13 protein-coding genes are annotated in these 13,171 nt (G+C 72.8%); 9 read left to right on the top strand and 4 right to left on the bottom strand.

Annotated features, from left to right (window positions below):
* Nucleotides 1–73: 73 nt before the first annotated feature.
* The gene (gene pepN / locus H7A72_RS02525) at nt 74–2,080 is read left to right on the top strand and encodes an aminopeptidase N (RefSeq protein ID WP_223277746.1); all 2,007 of its coding nucleotides are present in this window, start codon (nt 74–76) and stop codon (nt 2,078–2,080) included.
* Nucleotides 1,999–2,553, top strand: coding sequence for an ERAP1-like C-terminal domain-containing protein (locus H7A72_RS16575; RefSeq protein ID WP_223277747.1), 555 nt, complete (start codon nt 1,999–2,001; stop codon nt 2,551–2,553). Before pepN ends, H7A72_RS16575 begins: the two co-directional genes overlap by 82 nt.
* Before the next feature lie 77 nt (nt 2,554–2,630).
* Here H7A72_RS16575 and H7A72_RS02530 read toward each other — a convergent pair whose 3' ends face one another.
* Entirely contained in the window at nt 2,631–3,620 is a 990-nt protein-coding gene (locus tag H7A72_RS02530) for an NADPH:quinone oxidoreductase family protein (protein WP_223277748.1), read from the bottom strand.
* A 79-nt stretch (nt 3,621–3,699) separates the two neighbouring features.
* On the opposite strand from H7A72_RS02530, the gene H7A72_RS02535 reads away from it, so the two are divergent.
* Genes H7A72_RS02535 through H7A72_RS02545 form a run of 3 tightly spaced genes read left to right on the top strand, consistent with a single transcriptional unit; the run spans nt 3,700 to nt 6,608 of the window.
* Nucleotides 3,700–4,224, top strand: a complete 525-nt coding sequence (locus H7A72_RS02535; protein WP_185221532.1) for a methylated-DNA--[protein]-cysteine S-methyltransferase — start codon at nt 3,700–3,702, stop codon at nt 4,222–4,224.
* A 28-nt stretch (nt 4,225–4,252) separates the two neighbouring features.
* Nucleotides 4,253–5,593 (top strand): MFS transporter, encoded by a 1,341-nt coding sequence (locus H7A72_RS02540; protein ID WP_185221533.1) that lies wholly within the window; start codon nt 4,253–4,255, stop codon nt 5,591–5,593.
* 55 nt (nt 5,594–5,648) lie between these two features.
* The gene (locus H7A72_RS02545) at nt 5,649–6,608 is read left to right on the top strand and encodes a phosphotriesterase (RefSeq protein ID WP_185221534.1); all 960 of its coding nucleotides are present in this window, start codon (nt 5,649–5,651) and stop codon (nt 6,606–6,608) included.
* Nucleotides 6,609–6,611: 3 nt separating this feature from the next.
* Here H7A72_RS02545 and H7A72_RS02550 read toward each other — a convergent pair whose 3' ends face one another.
* From H7A72_RS02550 to H7A72_RS02560, 3 genes are read right to left on the bottom strand one after another with little or no spacing between them, the layout of a single operon-like run.
* On the bottom strand, nt 6,612–7,214 hold the full coding sequence (locus tag H7A72_RS02550; protein ID WP_185221535.1) for a dienelactone hydrolase family protein: 603 nt from the start codon (nt 7,212–7,214) through the stop codon (nt 6,612–6,614).
* 55 nt (nt 7,215–7,269) lie between these two features.
* Nucleotides 7,270–8,082, bottom strand: a complete 813-nt coding sequence (locus tag H7A72_RS02555; RefSeq protein WP_185221536.1) for an enoyl-CoA hydratase-related protein — start codon at nt 8,080–8,082, stop codon at nt 7,270–7,272.
* Nucleotides 8,079–9,377 (bottom strand): MFS transporter, encoded by a 1,299-nt coding sequence (locus H7A72_RS02560; RefSeq protein ID WP_185221537.1) that lies wholly within the window; start codon nt 9,375–9,377, stop codon nt 8,079–8,081. The genes H7A72_RS02555 and H7A72_RS02560 overlap by 4 nt, the downstream gene beginning before the upstream one ends.
* A 155-nt stretch (nt 9,378–9,532) precedes the next feature.
* On the opposite strand from H7A72_RS02560, the gene H7A72_RS02565 reads away from it, so the two are divergent.
* From H7A72_RS02565 to H7A72_RS16580, 4 genes are all read left to right on the top strand, one after another.
* A complete protein-coding gene (locus tag H7A72_RS02565) occupies nt 9,533–10,201 on the top strand; it encodes an HAD family phosphatase (protein WP_185221538.1) in 669 nt (222 codons plus the stop codon).
* A 39-nt stretch (nt 10,202–10,240) separates the two neighbouring features.
* Entirely contained in the window at nt 10,241–11,461 is a 1,221-nt protein-coding gene (locus H7A72_RS02570; protein WP_185221539.1) for an acyl-CoA dehydrogenase family protein, read from the top strand.
* Nucleotides 11,458–12,477: a phosphotransferase family protein gene (locus H7A72_RS02575; RefSeq protein ID WP_185221540.1), complete on the top strand. Its 1,020-nt coding sequence runs from the start codon at nt 11,458–11,460 to the stop codon at nt 12,475–12,477. Before H7A72_RS02570 ends, H7A72_RS02575 begins: the two co-directional genes overlap by 4 nt.
* 279 nt (nt 12,478–12,756) lie before the next feature.
* Nucleotides 12,757–13,167, top strand: coding sequence for a TetR family transcriptional regulator C-terminal domain-containing protein (locus H7A72_RS16580; RefSeq protein ID WP_223277749.1), 411 nt, complete (start codon nt 12,757–12,759; stop codon nt 13,165–13,167).
* Nucleotides 13,168–13,171 lie beyond the last annotated feature (4 nt).

Here is a 13,171-nt window from a genome sequence, read left to right on the forward strand (position 1 = left end):
CCGCGACCGGAGAGCCCGCGACGTCCACCATGTGACCGCCCCCTTCGGGCGAAGGGGGTGACAGGATGCCGGTGTGCCTTCCCTGACCCGCGACGAAGCCGTCGCCCGCGCAGACCTGCTCACCGTGTCGCTCATGGAGGTCGAGCTCGACCTCGACCGGGGGGCGCAGACCTTCGGGTCGGTGACCCGGATCCACCTCACCGCGAGCGGCGACGGTCAGACCTTCATCGACGTCAAGCCCGAGACCCTGCACCGCGCGACCATCGACGGCGCGGACCTGGACGTCACCTCCCTTCGCGAAGGGAGGTTGCCGCTGGCGGTCACGGCCGGAGAGCACGTCGTCGAGGTCGAGGCGACCATGGCCTACAGCCACGACGGCGAGGGGCTGCACCGGGCGACCGATCCCGCCGACGGCGAGGACTACGTCTTCAGCCACCTCTTCCTCGATGCCGCCCCGGCGGTCTTCGCGTGCATCGACCAGCCGGACGTCAAGGCGCCCTATGCGGTGTGCGTCAAGGCGCCCCCGGAGTGGCAGGTCATCGGCAACGGCTCGGGCACCATCGCCGACGGTGGGGTGTGGCACCTCGCGCAGACCAAGCCGCTGTCGACCTACTTCGTGGCCCTGTGCGCCGGACCCTATGTCTCGGTGACCGACGAGCACGACGGCATCCGCCTCGGGCTGTGGGCGCGACGCTCCCTTCGGCAGCAGCTTCAGGAGCACGCGCCCGAGATGCTCGAGGTGACCCGGCGCAGCTTCGACTACTTCCACTCGATCTTCGGCATCCGCTACCCCTTCGACGACTACGACCAGGTCTTCGTGCCGGAGTTCAACGCCGGCGCGATGGAAAATCCGGGGTGCGTCGTCGTGCGCGACGCCTACCTCTTCCGTGGGGCGGTCGGCCGCGACGAGCTGCTCACGCGGGCCAACACGATCAGCCACGAGATGGCCCACATGTGGTTCGGCGACCTCGTGAGCCCGCAGTGGTGGGACGACCTGTGGCTCAACGAGTCCTTCGCCGAGTACATGGCCCACCGCTGCCTCGTCGAGGCGACTGAGTACACCGAGGCCTGGGTCGACTCGACGATGTCGCGCAAGTCCTGGGGCTACGGCGCCGAGCGCTCGCCCTCGACCCACCCGGTCGCCGGGTCGCCGGCGCCCGACGCGAAGTCGGCCCTGGCCAACTTCGACGGCATCTCCTACGCCAAGGGCGCGGCCGTCATCCGCCAGCTCATCGAGTTCATCGGCGACGACGCCTTCCTCGAGGGGATCCGCGACTACCTGACGGAGCACTCCTTCGGCAACGGCACGCTCGCCGGCTTCCTCGCCGCGATGTCCCGTGCCAGCGGCCACGACCTCGCGGCGTGGAGCGCCGCCTGGCTCGAGGCCTCCGGCGTCGACACGATCGCCGTCGACCGCGCGGCGGGCACCGTGACCCGACGGGCGCCGGCCGACCGCCCCGCGCAGCGCCCGCACGCCCTCGACATCGCGACCTACTCGGGCGGGGTCGAGAGCTCTCGCACGACGCTCACCCTCGAGACCGACTCGGCTCCCGTCGCGGGCGTCGACCTGACCGCACCGCTCGTGCTGCCCAATGCCGGCGACCGCACCTGGGCCACCCCGCTGCTCGACGAGCAGTCGCTCGCCGCGCTGCGCACGGAGCTGCCGGCGATGACCGATGCCCAGGCGCGTGCGGTCATCTGGGTCGGCCTGCGCGACGGCGCCGCGCTCGGTCAGGTCGACCCGCGACTGCTCGTCGAGCTCGCCGAGGCCGCACTCGTCACCGAGACCAACGACTCGATCTTCTCCCGCGCCGGCATGCACCTGACCAACCGCGTCATCCGAGTGCTGCTGCCCCGAGGAGGAGCAGGACGCCGCCCGGGCCCGGATGACCGCGGTCGGCGAGCAGGTGCTCGCCACGGCCGAGCCGGGCTCCTCGCTCGCGCTGCACGCTGCGCGGCTCGTCGCCCGCACGACCGACGACGTCGAGGGGGCGCCTCGTGCCGTGGGCGCACGGGCGTGACCTGCCTGTCGGGCTCGAGGGCGATGCCGACTTCCGGTGGATCCTCATCGGGCAGCTGACCCGCCGCGGGATCCTGACCGGCGACGAGGTCGACGAGGCGCTCGCGCAGGACCGCACGATGACCGGTCAGCTCGGGGCGCTCACCGCCCGCGCCGCGATCCCCACCGAGGCCGGCAAGGCTGCGGCCTGGGCCGACCTCACGACCAACCGCGAGCGCAGCAACCACGAGCTCGTCGCGATCGCTGCGGGCTTCTGGGGGCCGGCCGACCGGTCCCTCGTCGAGCCCTACGTCGAGCGCTACTTCGCCGACATCCCGCCGATGAGCGCGTGGCTGGGCGAGGACGCCCTCGCGCGCGTCGCGACGATGGCCTACCCGTCACGCTTCGTCAGCGAGCGCACCCTCGAGCTGTCGCGAGCGACTCTGGCGCGCACCGACATCGACCAGGGTGTGCGCCGCGCGATCGTCGACGCGCAGTCCGAGCTCGAGGAGGCCCTGGCCTCCCGCCGCGCCTTCCCTGCCGCACGACCCTGAGGAATGGCGAACCAAGGCTGCATTGCCCTACGGCAATGCAGCCTTGGTCCGCATTGCCGTAGGGCAATGCGAAGGTCTCAGGCGGTGATGACGATCCGGCCGGTGCTCGAGCCGCCGGCGAGGCGGGCGAGTGCGGCCGGGGTGTCGGCGAAGTCGTAGGTCTCGGCGACGAGCGGGGCGATCTGACCGGCGTCGGCCAGGCGCACGAGCTCGGCGTGGGCGTCGAGCACCGACTGCGGGTCGTGCTGCTGGTAGAGGCTCCAGTGCAACCCGAGAATCGTGTAGTTCTTCACCAGCGCGTGGTTGAGCCGCGGCTCGGGGACCCGGCCGCTGGCGAAGCCGACGACGATGATCCGTCCCTCGAAGGCGATGCACTTCGTGCTCTGCGTGAAGGCCGATCCGCCGACCGGGTCGTAGACGACATCGGCGCCGCGCCCGTCGGTGACCTCCTTGACCGTCTCGATGACGTCCTGCTCGCGGCGGTCGATGACGACGTCGCAGCCGAGCTCGCGGGCCATCGTCACCTTGTCCGCGCCACCGACGACGCCGATGACCCGGGCGCCGGCGGCCCCGCCGAGCTGGACCGCGGCCGACCCGACGCCACCGGAGGCGGCGTGGACGAGGAGAGTCTCCCCTTCGCGCAGGTGGGCCCGGCGGTGCAGGCCGAACCAGCCGGTCTGGTAGCTGATCATCAGCGCCGCGCTCGCGGCGTCGTCGAGCCCGGCCGGCGCGGCGAAGGTGCTGGCCGCGTCCATGAGGCACTGGGTCGCGAAGCCCCCGGCGGGCACCGCCGTGCCCCCGAGCACGCGGTCGCCGACGGCGACGTGGGTGACGCCCTCGCCGACCTCGAGCACGTCGCCGCAGACCTCCAGCCCCGGGACGAAGGGAGGCTCCGGCCGCACCTGGTACTCGCCCCGGCACATCAGGGTGTCGGCGAAGTTGACGGCGCTGGCGCGCACCGCGACCCGCACCTGACCGGGTCCGGGGGTCGGCTCCGGCAGGTCGACGAGGCGAAGCACCTCGGAGGGGTCGCCCAGCTGCTGGGCCTGCCATGCGTGGATCGTCATGTCGCGGAGGCTACCGACCTCACATGCTGGCGGGCCGGCGCGTCTGCAGGGTGTGAGCACTTCCACGATGATCAACCACATGACCACGCGGCACGCCCTCCTGCCCACGAGCCTCGGTGACCTCACCGCCGTCGTCGACGAGGCGAGCGGTGGTGGGGGTGCCGTCCTCGTCGGGCTGTACTTCCCGGGTCACTGGACGCTGCCCGACGGCGCGGACCACGGCCCGCAGGTCGAGCTCGGCGACGAGCCGCTCCTCGCCGCGCTCGCCGACGAGCTGCGCGAGTACCTCGCGGGGGAGCGCACGGACTTCGACGTCGCCTACGAGCTGCGCGGCGGCGAGCACCACCGGCAGGTCTGGGCGCTGCTCGAGCGGATCCCCTACGGGCGGACCGTGACCTACGGCGACCTCGCCCGGGAGACGGGTGGCGCGGCCCAGGCCGTCGGCCGCGCCGTCGGGGCCAACCCGATCTCGATCGTCGTGCCGTGCCACCGGGTCATCGGTGCGGACGGGTCGATCACCGGCTATGCCGGCGGCCTGGAGCGCAAGCGCACCCTGCTCGCCCTCGAGGAGCCGAGCGCCGGCGAGCGGGACGCGCTCTTCTGAGCGACGGCGTCGACGCTACCGTCGCCGCATGAGCACCACCCCCACCCCGTCGCGGGCCGAGCGCCTCGGCGCGCTGCCGTACACCCGCCGCCACACCCGCCTGCTCGTCGGGTCGGGGACCGGCTGGGCCCTCGACGCCATGGACGTCGGGCTGATCTCCTTCGTCATCGTCGTCCTCGCCGACCAGTGGGACCTCACGACGGGCGAGCGGTCGTGGATCGTCACGGTCGGCTTCATCGGCATGGCGATCGGCGCGACCGTCGGCGGGTGGCTGGCTGACCGCTTCGGTCGGCGCGCGGTCTTCGCGACGACCCTGCTCGTCTACGGGCTGGCCACCGGCGCGTCCGCCCTCGTCGGTGGGCTCGCGGCCTTCCTCGTCCTGCGGTTCGTCGTCGGCCTCGGGCTGGGCGCCGAGCTGCCGGTCGCCTCGACCCTCGTCAGCGAGCTGTCCCCGACGCGCATCCGCGGTCGCCTCGTCGTGGCACTGGAGTCCTTCTGGGCGCTCGGCTGGATCCTCGCGGCGGTCATCGGCTTCTACGTCGTGCCGCGCGGCGACGACGGCTGGCGGTGGGGCCTCGCCCTCGGGCTGGTCCCCGCGGTCTACGCGCTCGTCGTGCGCTTCGGTCTGCCGGAGTCGGCTGCCTGGCTGGAGCGCCGCGGCCGGCACGAGGAGGCCGAGCGGGTGGTCCGCGGCTTCGAGGAGTCGGCGGGGGCGGACCCGCCGCCCACGAGCACGAAGGGGGTGCCCGCTGCGGTCGCCGAGCCGGTCCCGCAGGCGGCGCCGGGCCTGTGGTCGCGCGAGCTGCGCCGCCGCACCCTGGGTATCTGGCTCGTGTGGTTCGGGGTCAACTTCAGCTATTACGGCGCCTTCCTGTGGATCCCCTCGCTCCTCGTCGCGCGGGGCCACGACGTGACGACCTCCTTTGGCTACACGCTGGTCATCACGCTCGCCCAGCTGCCGGGCTATGCCCTCGCGGCGGTCCTCGTCGAGGCCTGGGGTCGGCGTTCGACGCTCGCCCTCTTCCTGCTGGGTTCGGCGGTGGCCGCGTGGTTCTTCGGACAGTCGGACTCGGCGACGTCGATCATCGTCGCGGGCTCGGCCCTCTCCTTCTGCAACCTCGGAGCCTGGGGCGCCCTCTACGCGATCACGCCCGAGATCTACCCGACGGCGGTGCGCGGCTCGGGAGCCGGTGCGGCTGCGGGCTTCGGGCGACTCGCCTCGATCGCCGCGCCGCTCGTGGTGCCGGTGCTCCTCGAGCGAGGTGGCGGCGACGTCCTCGTCTTCACAATCTTCACCGCAGCCTTCGTCGTCGCGGCCGCGGCGGCCTTCCTCCTGCCCGAGACGCGAGGACGCGCGCTCGATACTTGAAACGAGGTTCAGGTGGGCATAGTCTCGGGCCACCCGTACTCGAAGGAGAGTCAGCATGGCCGCCGTCCCCACCGTGACCGGGAGCATCGACTCCGCCGACCTGGGCCGGGTGCTGGCCCACGAGCACATCTTCGTCGTGGGGGAAGAGTACCGGCAGAACTACCAGTCCGACTGGGACGAGGACGCCAAGGTCGCCGACGCCGTGACCCAGCTGTCCGAGCTCAAGGGCCTGGGCATCGACACGATCCTCGACCCGACGGTCATCGGCCTGGGCCGGTACCTGCCCCGCGTGCAGCGCGTCGCGGAGCAGATCGACCTCAACGTCGTCGTCGCGACCGGGGTCTACACGTACAACGAGATCCCCTTCCAGTTCCACTACACCGGGCCGGGGCTGCTCTTCGACGTGCCGGAGCCGCTCACCGAGCTCTTCGTCAAGGACCTCACCGAGGGCATCGCCGACACGGGGGTCCGCGCCGGCTTCCTCAAGTGCGCCATCGAGGAGCAGGGCCTGACCCCCGGCGTCGAGCGGGTCATGCGCGCGGTCGCCCAGGCCCACGTGCAGACCGGCGCCCCCATCACCGTGCACACCAACCCGCACACGCAGTCGGGGCTGGTCACCCAGCAGGTGCTCGCCGAGGAGGGGGCCGACCTGACGAAGGTCGTCATCGGTCACAGCGGCGACTCGACCGATGTCGACTACCTGTGCAAGGTCGCCGACGCCGGCTCCCTCCTGGGCATGGACCGCTTCGGCCTCGACGTGCTGCTGCCCTTCGAGGACCGCATCGCGACGGTGCTCGAGCTGCTGCGGCGCGGGTACGCCGAGCGGATGGTCCTCGCGCACGACGCGTCGTGCTTCATCGACTGGTTCGACCAGGAGGCGAAGCGGCAGGTCGTCCCGCGCTGGAACTACCGTCACATCAGCCAGGACGTGCTGCCCGCGCTCCTCGAGGGCGGCGCGAGCGAGGCGGACATCGACACGATGCTCGTCGCCAACCCGTGGCGCTACTTCGAGTGAGGCTCAGCCCACCTCGTCGACGAACTCGATGACCCGTCGGGTGAGGATGCGCGCCTCCTCGGGCTGGTACTCCGCCGGCAGCGTCGGGTCGTTGAAGAGGTGGCCGTCCCCCTGGTACTCGACGTAGGAGTAGGCGCCGCCGGCGTGCTCGACGTCGTCCTGGAGCTGCTCGTCGACCATCGGGTCGAGCTGCCGGTTCTCCTCGTGGAAGGGGTCGCCGGCCGTCACGTGCACCTGCCCCGGCACCCCGGGCGGCCACGTCGCCTCGAGGTGGCGCATGGGCATGCCGCCGCCGACCATGATGACGCCGCAGGCATCGGCCGGGCGTTGGGCGGCGATCCACTGGGCCATCGCGGCGCCGTTGGAGAAGCCGACGGCCACGAAAGGGCCCTCGACGGCTCGCGCGGCCTCGAGCGCGTAGGCCATCTGCGCGGGGAAGCCGATCTCCTGCGAGCGGGCTGCGGCGGTCGGGTAGTCGTCGAAGGTGACGCCCTCGAGGTGGTCGACGGTGGTCACGCTGTGGCCGGCGCCGGTCAGGGCGTCGGCGAGGTCGGTGATGCCCTGACGCACACCGAGGACGGACGGGAAGAGCAGTACCTGTGCCATGTCCCGACCGTAGACCCGGGCGCCGACAACGTCGCGTCAGCGAGCCGCCGTCCGGTCAGCGCGTGAAGACCGGCGGCCGCTTCTCGACGAAGGCCCGGGCCGCCTCGACGTGGTCGGCGGTCAGGCCGCACGCCTTGTGCCGCGGCACCTCGGCCGCCATCGACTCCGAGAGGGTCTGCCCCGGCGCCTCGAGGAGGTTGCGCTTGATGCTCGCGAGCGTGCCGGCCGGGCCGGCCGCCAGCTGCCCGGCGAGCTCACGGGTGCGCGCCTCGAGCTCCTCCTCGGGGACGAGCCGGTTGAGCAGCCCGAGGTCGAGGCAGGCCTGCCCGTCGAGACGCGGGCCCAAGAACATCAGCTCGCGGGCGGTCGCCGGCCCGACGAGTCGCTCGAGCAGCCAGGCGACGCCGAAGTCCCCGGACAGGGCGATGCTCGCGAAGGCCGTCGCGACGACGGTCCGCTGGGTGCCGATGCGCAGGTCGGCGGCGAGGGCGAAGCCGAGCCCGGCGCCCGCGGCCGCGCCCGGCAGGGCGGCGACGACCGGCTTGGCGAAGGCGTGGATCCGCCCGACGGTCATCTCCTGGTGGCGCAGCTGCTCCGCGACGGCGGCCGGGTCGACCTCGGTGGCGCCACCCCCTTCGCCCCCGTCGGCATCGAACTGCTGGACGTCGCCGCCGGAGCAGAAGGCGCGCCCGGCCCCGGTGAGGACGAGGACGCGCACCGCGGGGTCGGCCTCGGTCTGCGCGAGCAGCTCCCCGAGGCGCTCGACCATCGCCGGCGACATGGCATTGCGCCGGTCGGGCCGGTTGAGGGTGATCGTCGCGATGCCGTCGGTGAGGTCGAGCAGGACGTGGTCGGTGGGGCTGGTCATGGCATCTCCTGGGGGATTGGGTCGGGCACGGCGTGACGAAGGGGGCGGGCGAAGGCGAGCGCGCCGAGCGCCGGCAGCAGGGCGAGGAGCAGCAGCGAGCGGGGCCAGCCGATGACGTCGCCGAGCCCGCCGACCGCGGCGGCGCCGAGGCTGCCGCCGAGGAGGAAGCACAGCGTGAGCAGGCCCAGGGCGCTGCCCCGGATGCGGGTGGGCACGGAGTCGGCGACGAGTGCGGTCATCGCCGGCTGCCCGAGCCCGAAGGAGAGCATGAGCGCGAGCGTGGCGACGACGAGCACGACCGGCTGGGCGAGAACGGTGCCGAGGGTGGCGACGAGAACGGCGGCGGTGACGCCGGTGGTCGCCACGAGCTGGCCCCGGACGGGACCGAGTCGGAGCAGTGCCGGTCCGGTGATGCGGGGCGCGACGACCCCGAGCGCGGCGGCGGGCAGGAGGATCAGACCGACCTGCACGCCGGTCCAGCCGCGGGCGGCCAGGCTCGTCGGCACGGCGACGAGCATGCCGAACCACGCCGACGACAGGCTCGCCGCGGTGAGCAGGGAGCGGCGGGCGGCGCTGCTGCGCACGAGCGCCTGCGGCACGACGCCGAAGGGGACGCGTCGCGCCCGCAGGACGGCGGCCGGTGCGGCGACGAGCAGCAGGACGCCGCCGCCGACGGCGACCGTCGGTCCGAGCGTCGCCGCCTGCAGGGACATCACCGCGCCGATCGCAGCGGCCCCGACGAGCAGGACGCCCGCCGGGTCGAGGGTGGCGCTCGGCTGTCGATCGGTGGGCAGGTGGCGCCAGACGACCGGGACGAAGGCGAGCGTCACGAGGGGGATGGCGACGACCGGGCGCCAGCCGAAGGGGTCGACGAGCGCTGACCCGATGACCGGGCCGAGCGCGTTGACCGTGCCGCCCACCCCGGCATAGGTCGCCAGGGCCCGCGCCCGGGCATCGCCGGCGAAGAGGGCCTGCACCGCGGCGAGGGTGAGGGCGGGCACGGCCGAGGCACCGAGCCCCTGGAGGGTGCGGGTGGCGACGAGCGCCGGCAGGCTGTCGACGAGCGCACCGGCGCACGCGGCGGTGACCATGACGCCCACCCCGACGAGCAGGGGCAGCCGGATGCCGAGCAGGTCGCTGACCCGGCCGCAGACGGCGCTGCCGACGGCGAGGGCGAGGGAGTAGCAGCTGACGACGAGGGCGGCCCGGCCCGCGGTGAGGTCGAGGTCGGTCGCGAGCGTGGGCAGGGCGACGGCGACGGCTGCGCTGCCCAGGCCGGTGATGCCGAAGAGCACGGCGATCGCGCTCGCCAGGGCAGCCGGGGGCGGCGTGGCGGGCGCGGCAGCGGTGGCGATGTCGACTCCCTCGTCGGCTTGTATATGAATCCGAGTTCAAGTATACCTGTGAGGACCACGGACGACCAGAGCCGACCGACCAGAGGATGCGCACCATGACGACGACGTCGGATGCCGGAGCGGGCGAGACTCCCTGTGCCGCGGCGCTGCTCATCGACTTCGGGGGAGTGCTCACCGTCCCCCTCCGTCGGGCCTTCGGGGCGCTCGCCGACGACGCAGGGCTCGACCCCGACGCAGGCCTGCGCGTCCTCGCCACCCATGAGGGCGCCCGCGCCGCGCTGGGCGAGCACGAGGTCGGCCGCCTCGACGACGAGGGCTTCGAGGACGCCTTCGCCGCCGCGCTCGTCGAGGCCGGGGGCCGCGTCGAGCCCCGGGGGCTGCTCGCCCGCCTCGCCGAGCACCTCGACCTCGACGAGCCGATGGTCGACCTCGTCCGCGAAGTCCGCGCGGCAGGGGTGCCCGTCGCCCTCGTCTCCAACTCCCTCGGCCGCGACTGCTACGCCCGCGTCGACCTCGACGAGCTCTTCGACGTCACCGTCATCTCCGGCCAGGTCGGGGTGCGCAAGCCCTCGCGCCAGATCTACCGGATCGCCTGCGAGCGGCTCGGGGTCGCCCCCGGGCAGTGCGTCCTCGTCGACGACCTCGAGCACAACCTCGTCGGCGCCGCCCGCCTGGGCATCGACGGGATCCACCACCGCACCGCCGACGAGACCATCCCGCGCGTGCGGGCCGCGCTCGGCCTGCCGACGGCGACCGCAGCGTGACCCCCTTCGCCTCTGATCCACCCACCAAAGGACTCCACGATGTTCGACCTCAGTGACCGCGGCCAGGACTACCGCGACCGGCTGCTCGCCTTCATGGACGAGCACGTCTACCCGGCCGAGAGCGTCTACCGCGAGCAGATGCGCGCCTCCGGCGACGCCAACCACCACCCGCAGGTCCTCGAGGACCTCAAGGCCGAGGCACGCAGCCAGGGCCTGTGGAACCTCTTCCACCCCCACCCCGAGTGGGGGCCGGGCCTGACCAACCTCGAGTACGCCCACCTCGCCGAGATCACCGGGCGCAGCATCGAGATCGCTCCCGAGGCGATCAACTGCAATGCCCCCGACACGGGCAACATGGAGGTGCTCACGCTCTTCGGCACCGACGAGCACAAGGAGCGCTACCTGGGGCCCCTGCTCGCGGGCGAGATCGCCTCCGCCTTCGCGATGACCGAGCCGGCCGTCGCCAGCTCCGACGCGACCAATGTCGAGACCCGGATGGTCCGCGACGGTGACGAGTACGTCATCACCGGCCGCAAGTGGTGGACCTCCAACGCCCTGCACAAGAACTGCAAGGTCCTCATCGTCATGGGCAAGACCGACCCGGACGCCCCGACCCACCGCCAGCAGTCGATGATGGTCGTCCCGATCGACGCCCCGGGCGTGAAGATCCTGCGCGGCCTGCCGGTCTTCGGCTACTGGGACCGCGAGGGCCACGCCGAGGTCGAGTTCGACCACGTGCGCGTGCCGCGCGAGGCGCTGCTCGCCGGCGAGGGCGACGGCTTCATGATCAGCCAGGCCCGCCTGGGCCCCGGCCGCATCCACCACTGCATGCGCGCCATCGGCGTCGCCGAGCGCGCCCTCGACCTGATGATCGACCGTGCCCAGTCGCGGGTGACCTTCGGCGAGCCGATCGCCAACCGGGCCAACATCATGGACTGGGTCGCCGAGGCCCGGATCGAGATCGAGATGGCCCGCCTGCTGACGCTCAAGGCCGCGCACATGATGGACACCGTGGGCAACAAGGTCGCCCGCACGGAGATCGCGGCGATCAAGGTCGCGGCGCCCAATGTCGCGCTCAAGGTCCTCGACCGGGCGATCCAGGTGCACGGCGGCGGCGGCGTGAGCGACGACTTCCCGCTGGCCCAGTGGTACGCCCACATGCGCACCCTGCGTCTGGCCGACGGGCCGGACGAGGTGCACAAGATGACCATCGCCCGCCGCGAGTACCGCCGCCGCAGCCCGGAGTGGGGCAAGAAGTGACCGAGGGGCTGCGCGAGGACGCGCTGACCGGCTGGCTCGTCGGTCTCGGGGTCGGCCTGCAGGCGCCCCTGACGTACGAGCGCGTCGGCCTGGGCCAGTCCAACCTCACCTATCTCGTCACCGACGCGAAGGGGGCTCGTCTCGTCCTGCGGCGACCGCCCCTGGGTGAGCTGCTCGCCTCGGCCCATGACGTGGCCCGTGAGCACCGGATCCTCTCCGCGCTGCAGGGCACGGACGTCCCGCTGCCGCGGGTGCTCGGGCTGTGCGAGGACCCGGCCGTCACCGACGTGCCGGTCCTCGCGGTCTCGCACGTCGACGGCACGGTCGTCGACGAGCGCGCCGACGCCGAGGCGCTCTCGCCGGCGGCGCGGCACGCGATCGGGCTCTCGCTCGTCGACACGCTCGGCCGGATCCACGGCGTCGACCTCGACGCCGTCGGGCTCGCCGACCTGGCCAGCCACAAGCCCTACGCCGCCCGCCAGCTCAAGCGGTGGGCGGGGCAGTGGGAGCTCTCGCGCACCCGCGAGCTGCCCGAGCTCGAGCGCCTCACCGAGCGCCTGCGGACGCTCGAGCCCGAGCCTGGCGAGGTCGCCCTCGTCCACGGCGACTGCCACCTGCGCAACCTCATCGTCGACCCCGACGACGCGAGCGTGCGGGCGATCCTCGACTGGGAGCTGTGCACCCTCGGTGACCCGCTCGCCGACCTCGGGACCGTGCTCGCCTACTGGCCGCAGCCGGGCGACCCGCCGACGATGCGCTTCGACGCCTCGATGGTCGAAGGCTTCGCCACGCGGGAGGAGCTCGTCGAGCGCTATGCGGAGGTCACCGGCCGCGACCTCACCCACGTGCCCTTCTGGCACGGCCTGGGCCTGTGGAAGCTCGCGATCATCCTCGAGGGGGTGCGCCGCCGACAGCTCGACGACCCGCGCAACCTCACGGCGATGGGGCGCATCCCCGCCGAGGCCGTCGACGAGCTCGTCGCGTGTGCGCACGTCGTCCTCGACGAGGCGGACTAGGGTGTCCGCCATGCCCAGCGAGACCGAACCTGCCGCCCCCGAGGTGCCCGACCTCGTCGACGCGGCCAAGCTGGGGACCCTGCCCCAGACCGCGCGGGGCAAGCGCACCCGCGACGCCCTCATCGCGGCCGCGCGCACGGTCTTCAGCGTGACGGCTACGTCGACTCGCGGCTCGTCGACATCGCGGCCGAGGCCAAGTGCTCGATCGGCAGCTTCTACACGTGGTTCGAGAGCAAGGACGAGGTCCTGGCGGCCGTCCTGCACGAGGCGCAGAGCGACATGCTCCACCCCGGCACCGGTCGGATCGAGGCGACCGACGACCCGATCGCGATCATCGCCGCGAGCAACCGTGCCTACTTCGAGGCCTTCCGCCGCAATGCCAAGCTCAACGTCCTGCTCCAGCAGGTCGCGGCGGTCGACCCGCGCTTCCGCGACATGCGTCGCGCGCGCAGCGAGGCCTTCGTGGCCCGCAACTCCCGGGCGATCCGCGACCTGCAGGAGCGCGGCCTCGCCGACCGCGACGTCGACCCCGAGCTCGCGGCGATGGCCCTGTCGGGCATGGTCGCCCGCCTGGCCTACGACGTCTTCGTCATCGGTGGTCCCGAGACGGTCGAGGACGTCGTCGCGACGGCGACCCGGCTGTGGACCAATGCCCTCGGCCTGACCGAGCCGGCCCTGCGCGCCGACTGACGCG

The organism is Janibacter sp. YB324 (assembly GCF_014217915.1).
Classification (GTDB): Bacteria; Actinomycetota; Actinomycetes; order Actinomycetales; family Dermatophilaceae; genus Janibacter; species Janibacter indicus.